Source organism: Actinoplanes sp. DH11 (assembly GCF_020873875.1).
Taxonomy (GTDB): Bacteria; Actinomycetota; Actinomycetes; order Mycobacteriales; family Micromonosporaceae; genus Actinoplanes.
The window spans coordinates 188278-208303 of record NZ_JAHWGU010000011.1 but is presented as its reverse complement, the minus strand read 5'-3'; the positions used below and the strand labels follow the sequence as shown (position 1 = coordinate 208303).

General features: G+C 70.1%; 17 protein-coding genes, 1 tRNA gene and 1 pseudogene. 10 read left to right on the top strand and 9 right to left on the bottom strand.

Annotated elements, in window-relative coordinates:
- The first annotated feature begins 226 nt into the window (after positions 1 to 226).
- The 4 genes from LPA41_RS18445 to LPA41_RS18430 all read left to right on the top strand — a co-directional run bounded on the left by LPA41_RS18445 (position 227) and on the right by LPA41_RS18430 (position 2289).
- On the top strand, positions 227 to 1078 hold the full coding sequence (locus LPA41_RS18445; RefSeq protein WP_229071863.1) for a helix-turn-helix transcriptional regulator: 852 nt from the start codon (positions 227 to 229) through the stop codon (positions 1076 to 1078).
- 19 nt (positions 1079 to 1097) lie between these two features.
- Complete coding sequence (locus LPA41_RS18440; RefSeq protein ID WP_229071862.1) at positions 1098 to 1292, top strand: DUF397 domain-containing protein; 195 nt, start codon at positions 1098 to 1100, stop codon at positions 1290 to 1292.
- A 221-nt stretch (positions 1293 to 1513) separates the two neighbouring features.
- Positions 1514 to 1714 (top strand): DUF397 domain-containing protein, encoded by a 201-nt coding sequence (locus LPA41_RS18435; protein ID WP_229071861.1) that lies wholly within the window; start codon positions 1514 to 1516, stop codon positions 1712 to 1714.
- 56 nt (positions 1715 to 1770) lie between these two features.
- Entirely contained in the window at positions 1771 to 2289 is a 519-nt protein-coding gene (locus LPA41_RS18430) for a DUF6226 family protein (protein ID WP_229071860.1), read from the top strand.
- Between the two features lie 279 nt (positions 2290 to 2568).
- On the opposite strand, the pseudogene LPA41_RS42730 reads toward LPA41_RS18430, so the two are convergent.
- Positions 2569 to 2871: pseudogene (locus LPA41_RS42730) on the bottom strand (FAD-dependent oxidoreductase); the annotation flags it as partial.
- 51 nt (positions 2872 to 2922) lie between these two features.
- Here LPA41_RS42730 and LPA41_RS18425 point away from each other — a divergent pair.
- Positions 2923 to 3339 (top strand): DUF732 domain-containing protein, encoded by a 417-nt coding sequence (locus tag LPA41_RS18425; RefSeq protein ID WP_229071859.1) that lies wholly within the window; start codon positions 2923 to 2925, stop codon positions 3337 to 3339.
- Between the two features lie 95 nt (positions 3340 to 3434).
- Here LPA41_RS18425 and LPA41_RS18420 read toward each other — a convergent pair.
- Positions 3435 to 3511, bottom strand: a tRNA-Thr gene (locus LPA41_RS18420).
- Positions 3512 to 3594: 83 nt separating this feature from the next.
- Here LPA41_RS18420 and LPA41_RS18415 point away from each other — a divergent pair.
- On the top strand, positions 3595 to 5343 hold the full coding sequence (locus LPA41_RS18415; protein ID WP_229071858.1) for a metallophosphoesterase: 1749 nt from the start codon (positions 3595 to 3597) through the stop codon (positions 5341 to 5343).
- A 17-nt stretch (positions 5344 to 5360) separates the two neighbouring features.
- Here LPA41_RS18415 and LPA41_RS18410 read toward each other — a convergent pair whose 3' ends face one another.
- Positions 5361 to 6191, bottom strand: a complete 831-nt coding sequence (locus tag LPA41_RS18410) for a regulatory iron-sulfur-containing complex subunit RicT (RefSeq protein WP_229071857.1) — start codon at positions 6189 to 6191, stop codon at positions 5361 to 5363.
- A 142-nt stretch (positions 6192 to 6333) separates the two neighbouring features.
- Here LPA41_RS18410 and LPA41_RS18405 point away from each other — a divergent pair, with 142 nt between their 5' ends.
- Entirely contained in the window at positions 6334 to 7857 is a 1524-nt protein-coding gene (locus LPA41_RS18405) for a hypothetical protein (protein WP_229071856.1), read from the top strand.
- A 156-nt stretch (positions 7858 to 8013) separates the two neighbouring features.
- Here the strand turns inward: LPA41_RS18405 and LPA41_RS18400 are convergent, their stop codons facing one another.
- Genes LPA41_RS18400 through LPA41_RS18390 form a run of 3 tightly spaced genes read right to left on the bottom strand, consistent with a single transcriptional unit; the run spans position 8014 to position 9282 of the window.
- Complete coding sequence (locus LPA41_RS18400) at positions 8014 to 8616, bottom strand: hypothetical protein (protein WP_229071855.1); 603 nt, start codon at positions 8614 to 8616, stop codon at positions 8014 to 8016.
- 41 nt (positions 8617 to 8657) lie between these two features.
- The gene (locus LPA41_RS18395; RefSeq protein WP_229071854.1) at positions 8658 to 8954 is read right to left on the bottom strand and encodes a hypothetical protein; all 297 of its coding nucleotides are present in this window, start codon (positions 8952 to 8954) and stop codon (positions 8658 to 8660) included.
- A gap of 1 nt (position 8955) precedes the next feature.
- Positions 8956 to 9282: a YbaB/EbfC family nucleoid-associated protein gene (locus LPA41_RS18390; protein WP_229071853.1), complete on the bottom strand. Its 327-nt coding sequence runs from the start codon at positions 9280 to 9282 to the stop codon at positions 8956 to 8958.
- Positions 9283 to 10168: 886 nt separating this feature from the next.
- Between LPA41_RS18390 and LPA41_RS18385 the strand changes: the two genes are divergently transcribed.
- On the top strand, positions 10169 to 11362 hold the full coding sequence (locus tag LPA41_RS18385) for a DNA polymerase III subunit delta' (protein ID WP_229071852.1): 1194 nt from the start codon (positions 10169 to 10171) through the stop codon (positions 11360 to 11362).
- Positions 11363 to 11468: 106 nt separating this feature from the next.
- On the opposite strand, the gene tmk is transcribed toward LPA41_RS18385, so the two are convergent.
- Positions 11469 to 13508, bottom strand: a complete 2040-nt coding sequence (tmk, locus tag LPA41_RS18380; protein WP_229071851.1) for a dTMP kinase — start codon at positions 13506 to 13508, stop codon at positions 11469 to 11471.
- A 208-nt stretch (positions 13509 to 13716) separates the two neighbouring features.
- On the opposite strand from tmk, the gene LPA41_RS18375 reads away from it, so the two are divergent.
- A complete protein-coding gene (locus LPA41_RS18375; RefSeq protein WP_229071850.1) occupies positions 13717 to 14922 on the top strand; it encodes an amino acid deaminase/aldolase in 1206 nt (401 codons plus the stop codon).
- A gap of 4 nt (positions 14923 to 14926) precedes the next feature.
- On the opposite strand, the gene LPA41_RS18370 is transcribed toward LPA41_RS18375, so the two are convergent.
- Entirely contained in the window at positions 14927 to 15556 is a 630-nt protein-coding gene (locus tag LPA41_RS18370) for a TetR family transcriptional regulator (protein WP_229071849.1), read from the bottom strand.
- 165 nt (positions 15557 to 15721) lie between these two features.
- Between LPA41_RS18370 and LPA41_RS18365 the strand changes: the two genes are divergently transcribed.
- Entirely contained in the window at positions 15722 to 17020 is a 1299-nt protein-coding gene (locus tag LPA41_RS18365; protein WP_229071848.1) for a D-arabinono-1,4-lactone oxidase, read from the top strand.
- A 1-nt stretch (position 17021) separates the two neighbouring features.
- On the opposite strand, the gene topA is transcribed toward LPA41_RS18365, so the two are convergent.
- The gene (gene topA / locus LPA41_RS18360) at positions 17022 to 19838 is read right to left on the bottom strand and encodes a type I DNA topoisomerase (protein WP_229071847.1); all 2817 of its coding nucleotides are present in this window, start codon (positions 19836 to 19838) and stop codon (positions 17022 to 17024) included.
- Between the last annotated feature and the right edge of the window lie 188 nt (positions 19839 to 20026).

The window sequence follows — 20026 nt, the reverse complement described above, 5'->3', positions numbered from 1 at the left end:
GCAATTCGCGAATACCTCTCGGGTGACATCTCTATTTGATCAAAACCGCACGTCGCACCTCTCGTTCTGATAGGACAGTAATAGGATGTCCGCGACCTCGCTGACTGCCACTTGGCAAACTGCGAGGTAGCACATCGCACGTCCGGCGTTACCGGATGTCACCATTTACTTCGACGATGAAGGACTCATGGCTGAGGGCGACTCGCCTACCATCGCGCGGCGACGCGTGAGACTCGCGCTCCGTGAAGCGCGGGAGCGAGCCGACCTCACCCAACTCCAGGTCGCCGAGGAAATGGAGTGGTCGCTCAGCAAGGTGATCCGGATCGAGAACGGGGATGTCAGCATCTCCCCCAACGATCTGCGCCCACTGCTGAGCTACCTCGGCATCCGGGACAAGTCGGCCGTCGCGTCGCTGATCGCGGACGCCCGCATCGCACGGACCCGGCAGCGTCAGGCGTGGTACCAGGCGCCCGATTTCCGGGAGAACCTCACCGAGCACATGCGCAAGCTGATCGAGTACGAGGCCGAGGCTTCCGAGATCCGTTCGTACTCGGTCTACTACATCCCCGGTCCGCTGCAGACCACCGCGTACGCGACTGCCCTGATGCATCGCTACGAGGAGGAGCTGTCCGAGGATCAGCGTCATCGGCGGGTGCAGGCCCGGGCGATGCGCCGGCAGGCGCTGCTCGCGCGGGGCGACGTGCAGATCTTGGTGATGGTCGACGAATCGGTGTTGCGGCGCACCATCGGTGGGCCGCAGGTGTTCGCCGACCAGTTGCGTGACCTCAAGGCGCTGGCCGAGAACGGCATGATCCGCATCCGGATGGTGCCGTTCTCCCTGGACGCCTCGGTCACCAACAACGCCAGTTTCGATCTGCTGTTGCTCGGCGAGGGCGAGGTGCTCTACCGGGAGACCGGTCTGGGTGACGAATTGATCGAAGACCGCGACACGACCGCGAAACACCGCGCGCGTTACGACAAGGTCTGGCAGGAGGTCGCGGATGAGGACGACACGATCGAATTCATTCGGCGGCAAATAGAGATCCTCGAGGGCACGAGCCCTGGAGAAACCCGATAAACACCGTGGAAGGTCCACAATGGAAGACTTGAACGTGCCCGCATGGCGGAAGAGCAGCCGCTGCGGAACGTCGACCTGCGTCGAGGTTGCCAAGGTCGAAAACCAATACCTGATCCGTGACTCGAAGAACCCCGAGGCGGCAGCGCTCGCCTTCACGAAGGACGAGTGGGACGCGTTCGTCGAGGGCGTGACCGCGGGCGAGTTCCGTTTCTGAAGGTCGCTGTCGCCCGCTTCGCGCACCGGTGCTCGACGCCAGGAACGCGGAGCGGGCGCGTAAAAAGTACTCACAAAATACGTAGTTCGGTTCGAAGAGACGCCGCATACCCTCGCATTTGAGGGGATAAGCGGCGTCGTTTCGTTTTCACTCATGCGTGTGCCCGCCCATGCCCGGTTCATTCGCATACCGTGGATTCGAGCCGTCACGGAGGTACTCAGATGATCAGACAGACGGAAGGGCTGCGCTGGCGACGTAGCAGAGATTGCGCCACCGGGGCATGTGTCGAGGTGGCGACCATCGGGGACGAAGTCCTGATCCGGGACTCCAAGAACCTCGACGCCACACCCCTGGCGTTCAGCAGGGCCGAGTGGGAGGCGTTCGTCTCCGGAGTCAAGGCCGGGGACTTCGGTTTCGAATGAGGTCGCTTCCTCCGGAGCAACCTGGCGCCGCGGACCACGCGCGGCATACTGCACTGGTGGACGGCAATCCGCACGCCACCGAGTCCGACCGCTTCGCGTTGCTGCACGATGCGGCCGACACCCTGCTGGACGATCTCACCGAGCGCTACCGCGTGGAGCGCCGGGAGACGAAGGAACCGTTCGGGCTCGACGACGCGCTCGTGCGGACCGTCCGGCTCATCCCCCGCTCACCCACCGGGGCGCCGCTGGCGATCCACTTCACCGATCCGGGTCTGCTGGTGCGTTTCGGCCGCTGGTGGGAGCAGTCGCTGCCCACCTGCGCCTGCGACACCTGCGCCGAGGATCCCGAAGGCCTGGTGGAGCGGTTGCACGCCCACACCGCCGCGCTCGTCGAGGGCGGCCTGTGGGAGCGAGTGCGCCGCGGCGTGGGCGGGTCCTGGTTCGAGACCAGGCTGATCGGCACCGGAGTCCTGCTGGACCGGGAGGGCCCGCTCTCCGCAGCCGGTGCCCGGGACGCCCGTCGCGGCGGATTCGCCGCAGCGGTGCAATGGGCGCCCTGGCAGTCACGTTCCTGACCACAGTTCACCCACCCAGAAAACTGACGGCCGCAGCGATCGGGCGGCGGTGCAGAACCCGGGCCATGGAAAGCTCGCCACGGCAGAAACCGGTGAACGCCCGCCACCCGACCGGACTGGCCATCGCCGCGTGCACGAGCGCCGGATGCCGGCCGTACAGTCCGAGCAGCCGCCGGCCCGCCGCCATCTCCGGCGCCAGCCGCTCGCCGATGATCCGGTCATAGTCCGCCAGGTCCGCCGACGTCGCGGCAACCGTGCCCGCCCAGGTCCCGGACCGCAGAACTCCGCACGCCGCACCATGGTCACCACCGGCTCACCCGGCGCAAGCCGGGTGAACTCGCGCCGCCCATCATGAGTGAATGTGACCGCGTTGACGGCATCCCGCGCAGGAACACTCAGGTGTGGCGTACTGGCCCGCACCGAAACACCGAGCAGCCCACCCCGCACGTCTTGTAACGCGGATGCCGCCCCCGCTCCAGCACGATCACCCGCGCCCCGGCCCCCGCTAGCCGCATACGCCGCGGCAAACCCCGCCGGCCCGGCCCCGACAACCGCGCCATCCCACTCCGGATCCCGTCGCATCCGGCCAGTCTATTGAGGAACGTCATTGCGGTACGCCGTACCGTGCATGCTGTGAATCCACAGAAGACGCTCACCGGCCACGTAGCGGGTGCCCTGTTGGCTCTGAGCCTGCTCGCCGGCTGCGGCGGCGTCGCCGAACCGGCGCCGGCCGATCCTGCCCCGCCTGCCGCACCTCCGTCGAAGGCCGGGTCGGCGTTCCTGCAGCCAGGGTTGCGGTTCTCCGAGGAAGCGGTACAGGCGTACCGGAAAGCCCTCGGGGCCGTCGACGAGCGGCTGGCCCGAGACGACGATGTCCTGCGCCACGGCGCGACAATCTGCCTGGACATCACGAAGGGCAAGACCGACGCCGAGGTCGCGAAGACCGCGGCGGCCGGCTTCGAGGCCGACGAGGCCACCGCGCAGAAGATCGTGGACGCGACGAGGGAGCAACTCTGCCCCATCTTCAGCTCCACCGGCCCGCCCAGGTGACACCGCCCGGATCGGCTTGCCGAGCGGAGACGATAGGCATGGCGAAAGGGCTGGCCGGACCTGGTGAAGACCGGGTCTGACCAGCCCTTTCGGGTTGGAGCCGCCTGACGGAATCGAACCGTCGACCTACGCATTACGAGTGCGTCGCTCTAGCCGACTGAGCTAAGGCGGCAACGAAAAGACAGTGTACGGCATCTGATCGGCACGCCTAACAGGGGTGGGCGTCTTGTCAGAGGGCCCGACTACGATCGGTTGATGTCCATCGTTCCACGGCAGGAGCCTGCCGAGTCGGAGCTGACTGTGCCTGCTCGGCCGGCGAGCATGGATCCGCACGAGCTGGGGTTCGCGCCGAAACGGCCGATCGGGTGGCTGGCGCCGCTGCTGCTGCTCAGCACCGGCCTGCGGGCGCTGCTGGCGATTCTGTTCGGGGCCTACCTGGACAAGCGTGAGCTGCAGAACGCGCTGGACGACGACGTCTTCGACCACTCGTCGACGGCGGACGGGGAGCTCTGGCTGGATTATGTGGCGGACCTGGGTGACGGGTTCGACGCCACGTACTCGGTCGCCTATCTTCTGGCGCAGCCGGAGCTGGAGGTGGCGGGCGAGCGGCTGCCCCGGGGCCGGCTGCTGCTGATGGGCGGCGACCAGGTCTATCCGCTGGCCAGCGGCGACGGCTATGAGAACCGGATGAAAGGGCCGTACCGCGCAGCCCTCCCGGAGGCCCCGGCGGGTCTGCCGCGGCCGACGCTGTTCGCGCTGCCCGGCAACCACGACTGGTACGACGGCCTCACCGCGTTCCTGCGGCTCTTCGCCCGCCGCAAGGACGGCCACATCGGCGGGTGGCGCACCGAGCAGCGCCGGTCGTACTTCGCGGTGAAGCTGCCGGCGAACTGGTGGCTGTTCGCGGTGGACGAGCAGTTCGGGGCGTACATCGACGACCCGCAGCTGCTCTACTTCGAGCGGGCGGCGGCGCGGGTGGGGCCGGACGACCGGGTGATCCTGATGACGCCGTCGCCGACGTGGGTCAAAGCGGCCGACGCCCCGGAGAAGTACGACGCGGTCGACTACTTCATCCGTACGATCCTGGCGCCCACCCGGGCGCATGTCCGGGTGCTGGTCTCCGGGGACCTGCATCACTATGCGCGCTACACCGGCGAGGACCGCGAGTTGATCACCTGTGGGGGTGGCGGGGCCTACCTGGTGGGCACGCAGAACCTGCCGGACGAGCTCACGGTGCCGCCGAAGGAGACGCTGACCCGCAGCAAGAGTCGGAGCCGCAGCTACCGGCTGGAGCGCAGCTTCCCGGACGCCGCGACGTCGCGCCGGTGGAGCTGGGGCGTCTTCCACCGGCTGCCGCGCCGCAACGCCGGGTTCGCCACGATGCTCGGGATCATCCAGACGCTGACGATGCTGGCGATGGCCGGGGCCGGCGCGGAGAATGACGGCAGCATTCAGCGCCTGTTCACGATTCCGCTCGTACTCATGCTGGTGATCATCATGGCGGCGACGGTCCTGTTCGCGCAGCCACCGGGTGCCTCCGCGGCGAAGCATGCCCGGCACTGGATCCTCGGCCTGCTGCACGGTTTCGCCCAGATCGGGCTGGCCGCGGCCGGCGCGTTCGTCTGGTTGCGGCTGGACTTCCGCGAATGGCCGTGGCCGTGGCCGCTGGTGGTGGCCGTGGTGGTGTACGGCCCGCTGATCGCCATCCTGTCGACGCAGCTCACGGCGCTCTACCTGCTGATCGCATCCCGATTCGGGGTGAACGTGAACGAGCTTTTCGCCGGTCAGGGCATCGAGGACGGCAAAAGCTTCCTGCGCATGCACATCGGCGCCGACGGTACGCTCACCATCCACCCGATCGGCCTGCAAAAGGTCTGCCACGACTGGGTTCCCGACCCGCAGGGCGCGCCGCAGAGCCCCTGGCTGCGCCCGAAGACACCGCTGACCCCACACCGCATCGAGCCGCCGGTCCGGGTGGCCGGCCCGGACGCGGACCGCCCATAGCGGGGCGGGTCAGCGCGTCAGCTGTACCGGGAGTCGTGCGCCTGCCGCGGCCCGCAGACCGAGGCGCGGCTGCACGAACACCGTGATCCGTCGGAGTCGAGGCGGACCACGACCTCGTCCTTCGGCACGCTGTGCCCGACGACCCGGCCGTCCCCCTCGGGCGTCGTGACGCGGGTGCCGACAGCCGGCGCGGAGGCCTGGAACTTCGAGTACAAAGGGTGTTCATATTTGAGGCAGCACATCAGCCGGCCGCACGCGCCGGAGATGCGCAGCGGGTTGAGCGGCAGGTCCTGGTCCTTCGCCATCCGGATGGTGACCGGCTCGAAGTCGGTGAGGAACGTGGCGCAGCACAGGTCGCGCCCGCAGGAACCGATGCCGCCCTGCACGCGTGCGGAGTCACGGGCGGAAAGCTGGCGCAGCTCGACCCGGCAGTGCAGGGTGGCGCCGAGGTCACGGACCAGGGACCGGAAGTCGACCCGGTGCGGCGCGGTGAAGTAGATCGTGGTGCGTGCCGATCCGCCCTGGTCGAGCACGTGGTCGACGGCGACGACCTTCATCGGCAGCTCGTGCGCCTTGATCAGTTTCTTGGCGGCGACCTTGGCCTCGGCCTTGCGTTTACGCAGCAGCTCGTCGCGGTGCAGGTCCTGCTCGTCGGCGAGACCCACCACCTTGGGAAACCCGGAGGTCTCCTCGTCGACCCATTGCGGTGCCCAGACGCACTCCGCCACCTCGGGGCCGTCGTCGGTCGGCACCAGAACGCGATCTCCGACGGCCGGCGTGAACCCGTTGGGGTCCAGGTAGTAGAGGCGGCCGTACCGGTTGAAGCTGACCGCGCACAGCATGCCCATGTGCCAACCCTACGACGCTCAGCGGGCCGCACCAAATGCCGGTTTTGAACTACCCGCGTGGGTTGTCGCATAGATGCGGCGCAACTGGCCGAATCGACAGTCGTTGGCCAGTCGCGTAGACGCCGCCCCCGAAAGGACCCCCATGACACCCGCCAGGTCGGTGGCCACCGGCGCCGTCGCGCTGGGCCTCGCGAGCACCCTCGTCGCGTCCCCTCCGGCGCCGGCCCACGCCGCCCTGTGCGCGCAGCCGGGCAGTCACGCCGCGCAGTCGGGCGCCCAGGTGCTGCGGATCAACCGGCTCGAACTCGGCGCGGTGGCTGCCCCCGGCACCCGGTCGGCGGCCGAGGCGCCAGGGCTGAGGTCACCGAGTGCGGACGCCGGCGGCGGCGACGCGGCCTCTTCGGCGCCTTCCGGCGGGGACGCGGATTCCGCTTCGGCGGACGAGGAGAAGGGCGCCGGGCGTACGCGTCACAGCAGTTCGCCGCCCGTCGGAGGGGTGGGCCTGGGTGACGCCCGCAGCGTGCTGATCGCCAGCGGGCCGATCAAGTCGGCGGCCGCCAGCCGGGCCCTCGACGGGCGGGTGTCCGGCGCGGCCGCGCGCAATGACGTGATCTTGCAGCAGGCGCCGCCGTCGAACCGGGAGGCGGGTAGGAAACGGCTGAGCACCAGGCAGTACGGGCCGGTGCGCGCCGGCGGCGGCACCCTCACCTCACACGCGCGCTGGAACGAGGGGCTGGGCTGCGGTTCCGCGAACGGCGACGCCTCCCGGGCAGAGGCCGAACTGAACCGGGTCGCGGTGAGCGGCGGTGGCAACCGGTCCCTGTTCCGGGCGGCCGAAAAGTTGACCGCGACGAGCACCGCCGGCATCCGACAGCGCGGCGGCGAGGCCGCATCGGTGGCGACGGCCTCCCTGACGGCCGGGCGGCTCAGCCTCGCCGACGGAGAGGTGCGCCTGCGGGTGCTGCGGCCGGCGAGGCTGCGGGTCAGCATGTCGGACGGCGGGCAGGGCGAGGTCGGGTACGAGCCGGCGGCCGTCGAAGTGACCCACCGAAACGGCAAACGGACGATTCTCAACACGGTCGGTGACTACACCGATTTGACGCTCGGTGAGGATGCGACGCTGCTCGAGTCGTTGACGTCGAGCCTCGACTCCGCCGGCCCGCTTCCCCTGCCGGCGATCCCCGGACTGCCCGCTCTGACCAGCGCGGAGACCACCCCGGCACCGGCTGCCGCCACCGGCCCCGTACCCGCCGCGAGGCTGCGCGTCTCGCTCGGTGCCGCACGCCAGGCCACCGAGGGGCGAGCCATCGCGGCGCGGGCCACGGCGGTGAAGATTTCCTTGGTACGCGGTGGAAAGCCGACCGGTCCCCGCGGAAAATCCGGGTACCGTCCGTCCGCAGTGGTCGCCGACCTCGGACTGGGCATGCTCGAAGCCGGCGCCGTCGCACCGAAGCGCGGCACCGGACAGGGCGCCGCACCTGCCGGTTCGGGCTCGGGTTCGGGCTCTGGTTCGGGCTCTGGTTCGGATTCGGGCTCCAACGCCGCGGCCGGTCTGCCGATCACCGGGCCCGGAGGTCCGGTCTCGTGGCTGCTGACCGGCGCCGGCATGGTGGCCGGCGGGGTGGGCGCCCTCCTGCTCAGCATCCGCCGCCGCCGATCGCCCTGAGCCCGCGCGCGGCCAGCCCGTGCGCGGACTGAGCCCAGGCGCGGACCGAGCCCAGGCGCGGACCGAGCCCAGGCGCGGGTGGGCCTACACGCAAGCCAGACCGCGCAAGCCGCGCCTGGGCGAGTCGATTCTGCTTGCTTTGTCGCTTTTGGAGGGTCAGCGATCCCGTTGCAGGGCGGCTGCTTCGTCGATCAGGGACTCGCCTCGGTCGTAGGCGTCCGCCACCGTCCGCAGCAACGGCGCGGCCATGTCGGCTGCCAGGCGGGCCAGTTCGTCGGGTTTGAGGTCGCCGGTGGTGAGGGCTACGCATTCGGCGGAGGCGAGGACCGTGGCGAGGGTTCCGGCCAGTTCGCCCCGGGCGCGCGTCATCCACCCGGTCAGGGCGTCGGCCAGGTCGGCCGTCGCCGCCATCCGGTGTCCCAGACTGTCCGGACCGCCGTTCAGATGTTCGGCGATGCGGCGGCGGGCGACCTCGTACGCCTCGGCTGCCTCGCCCTGCCACGCACCCGGCAGCGGCAGCCCGTCCGCGACCGCCGCGTAAGCCTGCACGTCGGCCCGGAGTTCCGGCACCGCGCTCCGGATCGCCTCCGGATGGAGTGCGCCGACCGCCCGGGCCGCGTCCCCGGGCAGCACGCGCACCCGGCGCAGTTCGACCCAGACGGCGTGACCCTCCGGCGCGCCGACCGTGGAGAGGATCTCGTCCACGCGGTTCAGCAGTGGGCTCGCGGCGTCCAGCAGATGGTCCAGGCGGTCCATCATCTAGCGCTCCGATTTCGTCATCCAGCCATCCCGCATCGTTCCTAGAGCTCCCGCTGGAAGCGGCGCCGAGCCGCCTCGTCGGTTGCCGCGTAAGCCTGGGCCCCGGACCGCACTGCATGGGCCATTTCGGTCAGGGACGCTGACGCGGCGGCCGCCTCACGGGCGCGTGCCGCCAGCACCGAGGTCCAGCCGGCGTAGAGCGCGCGGCCGATCCGCCCAGGCCGGCCCGCCTCGTCAGCCCCGAAAGCCGAGGCGGCCGGCGTCAGCAGCGTCATCTGACGGTCCATCGTCGACAGAACTGCCGCGACATTGTCGATCTGATCGGCGAGCCGGTCCACCTCAGTGCCCCTCCAGGGTGCGGAACGATCCGAACACTTCGCCGTGCAGCTTCTCCCGCGCCCAGCGGGCCGCCTCGGCCGCGCTGACCACGGCTTCCTTGATTTCGCGAGCGAACTCGGCCGGATCACGATGGCTCAGCTCGCCGTGCAACCGAACGTCCACGATGGCCCCCGAAGCCGTGACGACGACCTCGATAGTCCGGTCCGGCGAGTGCACCGAGACCGCATGCGTGGCCACCGCCTGATCGAACTCGGCACGCAACTCCTCGACACGCCGGTACCGCTCGATCGCCTCGTCGATCCACGCCTCGTCGATCTCGCGGCCCATTCCGGCTCCTCACCGCGTGTCATGCCGCCGTAGCGTTCCGGCATCAGACCGTACCGCTTCGGTGACCGTCCCGCTACGCCACAAGGGTCCCCTGTGGATAAGCGATAGGGCACGGACGTCCCGTTACGGTGATGACCGTATGGGTGACCGTGAGTAACGGCTTGGGCGTCCGATTGACCTTTCGGCCGATCCGTCCGGGCCGGCGGGGCTCGGAGGGCTGGACACAGGCCATGCCGTGACCGCCGAAGTTCACCGGTCGACTCCGGCGAGCCCGGTGGCTGCGGTTGTGGTTCTGCTCGAGCCAACTGCTCGGCTTCCACCGGTCGTAGCCGCCCGGCGGCGGGCCGAAAGGTGCGGTCGGAGCGAGAAGATCAATACCGGCTGTCACTGGTGGTCGCTCGAGACCAGTTCCAGCGACCGTGAGCGACAGCCAGCTCCGCCGACCCGCCAGCTGTCACTGATGGTCGTTGGAGAGCGCTCTCACCAGCCACCAGTGACAGCCAGCACCGCCGGACCCGCCAGCTGTCACTGACGGTCGTTCGAGAGCGCTCTCAGCAGCCACCAGTGACAGCCAACACCGCCGGCTGTCACTGGGGGTTGCCCGAGGGCGTCTTCTGCAGCCGTAAGCGCCGGCCGAGCCCGGCCAGCACGCGCTCGCGCACTCGGTGAACGTTCGTGGACAACGCCGGTCCGTGAGGCAGCACGGTCCGGTGACCGGGCACGGTCGGTGGAGTCCGCACGGTCTGGCGACACAAGTGGCGACGGCAGCACACGGTCATGCGAAGCGCGACCCAGCGCCCCCGAGCGCGGCGTGGGCGGGCGGGCCGTGGGCGGGATCGTGACCTGGTGTGCGGGGATTGTCGGTGCGGGGCAATACCATCGTCGGGTGCATGACGTCTTCGCTGAACTGGTGGGGCAGGACGAGCCGGTGGAGATGCTCCGCCGGGCCGCCGCCTCGGCCGCCCGCGTCGTGGCCGGTGACACGGCCGGTGGGGGTGGCATGACCCATGCGTGGATTTTCACCGGGCCGCCGGGGTCGGGGCGGTCCACGGCGGCGCGGGTGTTCGCGGCGGCGCTGCAGTGTGAGCGTGACGGGGTTGGTTGCGGTGAGTGTCACGGTTGCCGTACGACGCTGGGCGGGACGCATGCCGACGTGCGGATCGTGGTTTCCGAGGGCCTGTCGATCAGTGTGCGGGAGATGCGGGAGCTGGTGATGCGGGCGGCCAGTTCGCCGTCGGCCGGGCGCTGGCAGGTGGTGATCGTGGAGGATGCCGACCGGCTCGGCGAGCGGGCCGGCAACGCGCTGCTCAAGGCGGTGGAGGAGCCGTCGCCACGGACCGTGTTCCTGCTGTGCACGCCGTCGGTGCATCCGGAGGACATCTCGGTGACGATCCGGTCCCGCTGCCGGGTGGTGCCGTTGCGGCAGGCGCCGGCGGCCGCGGTCGCCGAGGTGCTGGTGCGGCGGCACGCGATCGAGCCGGAGCAGGCGGCGTGGGCGGCAGCGGCGGCGCAGGGTGACGTGGAGCGGGCGATTCAGTTGGCCACTGATGCGGACGCGCGTACCCGGCGTGAGGAAGTTTTGTCCGTGCCGCGCAGGTTGAGCAGCATCGGCGCGTGTTTCGACGCGGCGCAGGCGATGGTGAACGCGGCCCGGCGGGAGTCCGCCGACGCGGTCGCCGAGAGCGACGCGACCGAGCGGGCGGCGCTGGAGCAGGCGCTCGGTGCGGGCGGCACCGGGCGTGGGGCGACAACTGCCATGCGCGGCGCGGCCGGCCAGATCAAGGAGTTGGAGCGCAGGCAGAAATCGCGGGCGACGCGGTCGCAGCGGGATGCGCTGGACCGTTCGTTGAAGGATTTGGCGGGTTTCTACCGTGATGTGCTGATCACCGGTCTGCGCGCGCCGGTGCCGGTGGTGCACGCCGACATCGAGCAGATCTCGGCGGCCGCGGCGGAGAAGTGGTCACCGGAGAGCGTGCTGCGGCGCCTGGAGGCGGTGCTGGCCTGCCAGGACGCGATCGAGCGCAACGTGAAGCCGGACATCGCCCTGGAGGCGATGATGGTCACCCTCTGGAGAGGCTGACCAGCACGACAGCCGAGCGAGAGCCCCCGAGCGAGAGCCCCCGAGCGAGAGCCCCAGAGCGAGCGCGGCAAGCAAGCGCGGCAAGCAAGCACGCCGAGCGGGTGGCTCAGGAGGAGGGGGCGTTCTCCGGGTACGCCTCGTCGACCGTGCTCAGCACACCGGCCAGCCGCGACCGGACCGCCTCGGCGATCTCCTCGACCGGGCGGGAGGCGTCCAGCACCAGGTAGCGCTTGGGGTCGGCGGCGGCCAGGTCGAGGAAGGCGTACCGCACGCGGTCGTGGAAGGCCCTCGACTCGCTCTCCAGGCGGTCGGCGTCGCCGCCGCGGGAGTCGACGCGGGTCAGGCCGACGCCGGGGTCGACGTCGAGGAGCACGACCAGGTCGGGTTTGAGGCCGCCGGTGGCCCAGGAGGAGAGCCAGGAGATTTCCTGTACGGGCAGGGTCCGGCCGGCGCCCTGGTAGGCGAGCGACGAGTCGACGTAGCGGTCGCTGACGACGACGGCACCGCGGGCCAACGCCGGCCGCACCACGGTGGCGACGTGGTGTGCCCGGTCGGCGGCGTAGAGCAGGGCCTCGGCCCGCGCGGAGGGTGCGTCCTGGGTTTTGTCGAGGACGAGCCGGCGGATCCGGGTGCCGAGGTCGGTGGCGCCGGGTTCGCGGGTGACGACCACGTCGCGGCCCTGTTCGCGCAGCGTCTCGGCGAGCAGGGTGAGCTGGGTCGACTTGCCCGCGCCCTCGCCGCCTTCGAACACGACGAACACGCCGGCCTGCACGAACGATTCGGCCGGGGAGAGCGGGCGGCCGCGCAGCGAGCCCCACAGGTCGGCGATCACCGGTACGCCGCGTTTGTCGTCCATCTGGCGGAAGGAGCCGATGCCGACCCAGATGCCGATGGCGCCGGCGACCAGCAGCAGCACCCGGGTGGCGGAGACGTCGACGTCGAACAGGCCCAGGCTGACGCGCCGCGAGCTGCCCAGGCCGACCAGGAAGCCGGACAGGGTGATCGCGAGCAGCAGCACCATCCGGACGCCGATCTGCACCACGGCGAACGTGCGGCCGCGCATCTCGTCGGCGATCTCCCCGTACAGCAGGGTGGTGCCGGAGAGGAACGCCATGCCGGCGCCGGCGCCGACGAGCAGGGCGCCGACCAGGGCCATGGAGAGGTGGAACGCGAGGCCGAGGAACATCACGGAGCCGCTGGCTAGCACGATGCTCATGCCGAACCAGCGGCGCCGGGAGAGTTCCTTGACGATCATCGGGCCCAGGCCGATGCCGAGCGCCAGGCCCATGAAGATGGTGCCGAAGAGCAGGTAGAAGGCGGCTTCACCGGCGCCCAGCGAGACGGCGTAGGTGCGGGCCGCGCCGATCACGACGCCGCCGGCCGCGAAGGCGCCGAAGATGCCGACGACGAGGCCGCGGACGAGCGGGGTGCTGCCGATGTAGGTCCAGCCGGCGGTGAACTGCTTGGTCAGGCCCTGTTCGGCGGCTTTTTCCCGCTCGGGGCTCTTGCCGCCGATCTCCTTGATGCCGAAGAACACGACGAGCGCGGTGGCGAGCCGGGCGAACGCGTTGACGTAGAGCGCGATCTGCACGGGCTGCGCCCAGTCGGGCAGGGTGGCGCCGGACTGCTGGATGCCGGCGGTCAGCGCGGAGAGGGTGAGCGCGGCCAGGATCGGCGTGATGCCGTACGTGGTGACGAGCGTGAGCTGGTTGGAGACCTCGATCCGGGATTTCGGGATGAGGTTGGGTACCGCGGCCTCCTTGGCCGGGATCCAGATCAGCGTGATCGTCTCGCCGAGGAAGGTGGCGATGGTGGCCCAGGCCACGGTGAGGCCGGGTGAGCCGCCGAAGAGCGGGACCAGCGGGATCGACAGGTAGATGACGAACCGCAGCAGGTCGACGATGACCATGGTGTAGCGGCGGTCGAACCGGTCGGCGATGACTCCGGCGATGGGTCCGAGCAGCAGGGAGGGCAGCAGGCGTACGGCGATGGTCCCGCCGAACGCGGCGCCCTGTGCCGCCGGGTTCTCGAACTGGGCGGAGGCGAACAGTCCGGTGGCGAGGATGCCGATCCAGTCACCGAAGGAGGCGGCCGCGAGCACGAGCCAGAGGCGGCGGAACCCGCGGAGCCGCAGGACGGATCGCAACGCTGCCGCTCCGGACAGGTCGACAGGGCCGCTGTCCTGGCGTTTGTCGGTACTGATGGCCCCTACCTCCCGTGGTCACTGCTCGGAGCACTGTAACCGGCCGCCGCAGCTCACATGGGGTCCGGCGGCCTCAGCGTGACGCGCACTGTCGAGTGGAACAGAGATGAATGTCTTTCGCGTTGCCCTCGACAGCCGTTAACGTACTCGTGTGCTCACTGACCGCATCGCACTGCGCCGGCGGCTCGACAAGGCGACCGACCACCTGGAGACCCCGGTCGCCGCGGTGGATCTGGCCGCTTTCGACGACAATGCCGACCACCTGACCCGGCGGGCCGCAGGCAAGCCGATCCGGGTCGCCAGCAAATCGGTGCGCTGCCGTGCGCTGCTGGAACGGGTCCTGGCCCGGCCCGGCTGGCACGGCGTGATGGCCTACACGCTGCCCGAGGCGATCTGGCTGGTGCGCACCGGCGTGACCGACGACGTCCTGGTGGCGTACCCGACAGCGGACCGGACCGCGCTGCGGGAGCTGGCCGCCGATCCGGCACTGGCCGCCGCCATCGCCATCATGGTCGACCACCCCGCCCAGCTGGACCTGGTCGACCAGACCTCGGCCCCGGCGGGCCGCCCGCCGATCCGGCTCTGCATGGACGTCGACGCCTCCTGGCGACCGGCCGGTCCGCTGCACATCGGGGTACGCCGCTCGCCGGTGCACTCCGCCGGACAGGCCGGCGCCCTGGCCCGCAAGATCTCCGAGCGGCCGGGTTTCCAGCTGGTCGGAGTGATGTCCTACGAGGCACACATCGCCGGGGTCGGCGACGACCCGCCGGGCCGGGCCGTTTACGCCCGCGCGATCCGCCTGATGCAGAAGAAGGCCCTGCCCGAGCTGCTGGGCCGGCGCGCGGCGGCGGTGCGGGCGATCCGGGAGCACGCCGACCTGGAGTTCGTGAACGGCGGCGGCACCGGCAGCGTCGCCGCGACGAGCGCCGACCCGTCGGTCACCGAGGTCACCGCCGGCTCCGGGCTCTACGGTCCGACCCTCTTCGACGCGTACCGCAGCTGGCGCCCGTCGCCGGCCGCCTTCTTCGCGCTGTCCGTGGTCCGCCGCCCGGCGCCGCGGATGGCGACAGTGCTGGGCGGCGGCTGGATCGCCTCCGGGCCGGCCGAGCGGTCCCGGCTGCCCACGCCGTTCCTGCCGGAAGGGCTCGGCTTCAAGAGTGATGAGGGCGCCGGCGAGGTGCAGACGCCCCTGCTCGGTCCGGCCGCCGACGAGCTGCGTCCCGGCGACCGGGTCTGGTTCCGCCACGCCAAGGCCGGCGAGCTGTGCGAACGCGTCAACGAGCTGCAGCTGATCGACGGTGGGACAGCGACGCCGGCCCTCACGTACCGCGGAGAAGGCCGTGCTTTCCTGGGGTGACCGCTCAGGCGTTCACGTGGCGGTGCAGGTACTCCCTTATCAACGCCTTGGCCTCGATGAGCACGGCGTCGTCGCCGCCCGGGTCGCGCCGGAACGCCAGCTTGATCAGCGCGTCCGCCGCCTCCACCGAGATCTGCAGCGCGAACCGCAGCCGGACCCGGTCCATCAGCTGGAACTGCTCGACCAGCAGCTCGGCCAGGCGCTCGGCGATGACCGCGTTGTTGTCCCGGTCGGAGTCGAGCAGGTGCAGGTCCACCACATCACCGAAGTGCAGCGTCCGGAAGCCCGGAACGCTGCGGTGCATGTGGATGTACCCGTCGATCGCGGCGTCGACGGCGTCCCACCAATGGGTGAACGTCTCGCTGGCGAAGCGATCGGAGAGACTCTGCAGGTACGCATCCATGTTGCGCAGCGCCAATGCCTGCACGATGGCCCTCTTGTCGGGGAAGAACTGGTAGACCGAACCGATGGCGACCTCGGCACGCTCAGCCAGCAGGGTGGTGGTGAGGCCTTCGTAACCGACCTCGTCCACCAGCTCCGCGCAGGCGTCGAGCATGCGCTGTACCCGGGCAACGCTTCTGCCCTGCACCGGAACCCGCCGCAGCGGACCGGTACTGACGGTTGGTGTCGACACGCGTCGCCACTCCCTCTCAGCAGTGAGACTTGTTCACGACGTCGGCGCAAGCATGGTCATGAATAAGTCTCAGTGTTAAATCGAACGTTACTCGGATCAACGAGCGAGGCGCATCGACGGGACGCCAGGTGCCGGTGTCCGCTCGGACGGAGGACAAAAGCCGGAATGACTACACCCGTTCACGCGCGTCGCTGGACCAACTGGGGCCTCAACCAGGAATCGGTCGCGGAGCTTCTGACCCCCGGAACTGTCGACGAGGTCGTGGCCTCAGTGAACCAGGCAGCGACAACCGGCCGGCGGGTGAAGGTGGTGGGCAGCGGGCACTCGTTCACCGCGATCGCCGTCGCCGGTGACCAGCGGATGAGCGTGCACCGGCTCAACCAGCTCGTCGCGGTGGACGGTCCCCTCGTCACCGTGCAGGCCGGGATGCGGCTGTCCACACTGAACGCGCTGCTCGCCGGGCACGGGCTGGCCCTGCCGAACCTGGGCGACATCGACGCGCAGACCGTCGCCGGCGCCATCGCGACCGGCACCCACGGCACCGGCGCCGGGTACTCCACACTGGCGTCCAGCGTGGAAGCGGTGACGATGGTGACCGCGGCCGGCAAGGTCGAGCGGTTCACAGCCGACGCACCCGAGTTCCAGGCGGTCCGGCTCGGGCTCGGTGCGCTCGGCATCCTGGTCGACGTGACGCTGCGCTGCGTGCCCGGGTTCGTGCTGCACGCCGACGAGCAGCCGATGCCGCTGGCCGACGTGCTGGCCGGGATGCAGGAGTGGATCGCGAGCAACGACCACGTGGAGTTCTACTGGTACCCGTACACCGACCGGGCCCAGCTCAAGCGCAACAACATCGTTCCGGTGCACGACCAGCCGCTGTCGAGGTTCCGCGGCTGGCTCGACGACGAGTTCCTCTCCAACACGCTCTGGGAAGGCGTCTGCCGGGTCGGGCGGCGGCTGCCGGGCACGGTGCCGGCGCTGAACGCCGTCGCGGCTCGCGCGCTGAGCGCCCGGACCTACACGGACCGGTCCGACCGCGTCTTCTGCTCACCGCGGCGGGTGCGGTTCACCGAGATGGAGTACGAGATCCCGCGCGGCGCCCTGCCCGAGGTGCTCGACGCCCTCCCCCGGATCTACGACACCCTGCCGTTCAAGGTGCAGTTCCCGGTCGAGGTGCGGTTCACCGGGCCGGACGACGTGTGGCTGTCGCACGGGTACGGCCGGGAGTCCGCCTACGTCGCGGTGCACCAGTTCCTCGGCAACGAGTACGAGCCGTACTTCAAGGCCGTCGAGGCGCTCTGCGAGCCGCTGGGCGGCCGGCCGCACTGGGGGAAGCTGCACTACCGGGACGCGGCGTCGCTGCGTCCCGCGTACCCCAGGTTCGACGACTTCGTGGCGGTCCGCGACCGCCTCGACCCGGCCCGGGTCTTCACCAACGATTACCTGGACCGGGTGCTGGGCGCCTGACTCACTCGGCGGCGGCCGTCGTCTTCCGGGGCGCGGCCGCCTTCTTGGCGGTCGTCGTCTTCTTGGCGGCGGTCGCCTTCTTGGCCGGGGTGGCCTTCTTCGCGGCGGCGGTCTTCTTCGCCGGGGCCGCCTTCTTGGCCGGGTCGGCGGTCTTGGCCGCCGCCTTCTTCGTGGCCGCCTTCTTCTTCGGGGCCGGGCCCTTGGCGCGCTTCTCGGCGAGCATCTCGGACGCCTGCTCGACGGTCAGCTCCTCGGGCGTCTGGCCGCGCCGCAGCGTCGCGTTCGTCTCGCCGTCGGTCACGTACGGCCCGAAGCGACCGTCCTTGACCACCATCGGCTTCTCCGTCACCGGGTCCACGCCCAGCTCCCGCAGCGGCGGCTTGGCCGCACCCCGCTGCCGGGTCTTCGGCGCCGCCAGCAGCGCGAGCGCCTCGTCCAGGGTGACGGTGAAGAGGCGTTCCTCGCTCTCCAGCGAGCGGGAGTCCTTGAGCCGCTGGATGAACGGGCCGTACCGCCCGTTGCGCGCGATGATCTCGTTGCCGTCGGCGTCCTTGCCGACCAGCCGGGGCAGCGTGAGCAGCTGCAACGCCTGCTCGAGGGTGAGCGTCTGCGGCGACTGGGAGGCGAACAGGGACGAGCTGCGCTCGCCGCTCTGCACGTAGGCCCCGTAGCGGCCGGACTTGACCACGACCGGCTCGCCGGTGGCCGGGTCGTCGCCCAGCGACCGGTCGCCGTTGCCGGCGAGGAAGAGCTCGGCCACCTTCTCCGGGGTCAGCTCGTCGGGCGCCGTCCCCTCCGGGATTGACGCGCGGTCCTCGGCCGGCTCCTCGGCGCCGTCCACGGCCGGGGCCTTGCGCTGCAGGTAGGGGCCGAACTTGCCGACCCGGACGACGACCTGGCGGTTCTCCTCGTCGACGAAGAGCGGGATCGAGTTGACCACGCGGGCGTCGATCGCACTGAGGTTCTCGGTGACCATCTTCTTCAGGCCACCGGCCTTGGCGATCTCCTCGTCCGCGCCGGCCACCTGCGTGCCGAAGTAGAAGGAGGTGAGGAAGTCCAGCTGGGTGTGGTCGCCGGCGGCGATGTCGTCGAGCTGGCCCTCCATCGCGGCGGTGAAGTTGTAGTCCACCAGCCGGGGGTAGTGCCCCTCCAGCAGGCCGATCACCGCGAACGCCAGGAACGACGGGATCATCGCCTGGCCGCGCTTCTCCACGTAGCCGCGGTCCTGGATGGTCTGCATGATCGACGAGTAGGTGGAGGGGCGGCCGATGCCCAGCTCCTCCAGCGCCTTGACCAGGGACGCCTCGGTGTAACGCGCGGGCGGCGAGGTGTGGTGGCCCACCGCGGCCAGCTCGTCGGCGGTCAGCGGCTGGTCCTTGACCAGGTTGGGCAGGCGCCGCTCGGCGTCCTCCGCCTCCGCGGACTCGTCGTCGGACGACTCCACATAGGCGCGCAGGAAGCCCGGGTCGGTGATGGTCTTGCCGGAGGCGGCGAAGTCGGCCTCCTCATTCGCCGGCGAGACCGCCCGGATCCGCACGCTCACCGAGTTGCCGATCGCGTCGGTCATCTGCGAGGCGATGGTGCGCCGCCAGATCAGCTCGTAGAGCTTGAACTCGTCGGTGGTCAGCTCCTTGGCGACCTCGCCCGGCGTGCGGAAGTTGTCGCCGGCGGGACGGATCGCCTCGTGCGCCTCCTGCGCGTTCTTCGCCTTCGTGGTGTAGCGGCGCGGCTGCGGCGGCACGTTGTTGGCGCCGTAGAGCTCGGCGATCTGCCGGCGGGCGGCGGCGATGGCAGTCTCGGAGAGGTTCACCGAGTCCGTACGCATGTAGGTGATGTAACCCTTCTCGTACAGGCTCTGCGCGGTGCGCATCGTCTGTGCCGAGGAGTACCGCAGCTTGCGGGCGCCCTCCTGCTGCAGCGTCGAGGTGATGAACGGCGCGTACGGCCGGCGCCGGTACGGCTTCTCCTCGACCCGGGTGACGGTGAACGGGCGGTCCTCCAGACGGGCGGCCAGCCCGCGGGCGCCGTCACCGTCCAGCTGCACCGCTCCGGAACCCGTGCGCAGGCGGCCGGTGGTGGGCTCGAAGTCCTTGCCGGTGGCGATCCGGTCGCCGTCCAGCGCGATCAGGGTGGCCTGGAACTGCCGGGCGCCCTCGGCCTGGCCCTGCACGGACAGGGAGGCGAGGATGTCCCAGTACTCCGCGGTCCGGAAGGCCATGCGCTGCCGCTCCCGCTCCACCACGATGCGGGTGGCGACGGACTGGACACGCCCTGCGGAGAGTTTCGGCATCACCTTCTTCCACAGGACCGGGCTGACCTCGTACCCGTACAGCCGGTCCAGGATGCGGCGTGCCTCCTGGGCATCCACCAGGGAACGGTCGATGTCACGCGGGTTCGCCACGGCGGCCTGGATGGCCGGCTTGGTGATCTCGTGGAAGACCATCCGCTTGACCGGGACCTTGGGCTTGATCGTCTCGATCAGGTGCCAGGCGATGGCCTCGCCCTCGCGGTCCTCATCGGTGGCGAGGAAGATCTCGTCGACCTCCTTGGCCAGCTTCCGCAGCTTGGCGACCTGCTGCTTGCGGCCCTCGGAGACCACGTAGAGAGCGTGGAAGCCGTTGTCGACGTCGACCCCGAGCCGGGCCCAGGGCTGGCCCTTGTACTCGTCGGGGACCTCTTCGGCGTTTCTCGGCAGGTCGCGGATGTGGCCGACGGAGGCCTCGACCAGATAGTCGGGGCCCAGATAACCGGCGATCGTCTTGGCCTTCGACGGGGACTCGACGATGACCAGACGGGTCGTCCTGGCGTTACTCGGCACGGCACTCCCAGCTATCAAGACTCGGCGCTCGCCGTCTCGCCCGGCGGAGCACAGATGTTCAACGTAACGCGCCGGACAAGCCTGCATTCCCGGGGAGCCCCGCAGTCGGATGGTAACGGTCCGGCCACCGCATGCGTCCGACCGCGACACCGTACACCGCGAAAGTGGTGTCGTGTCGGACACAATCC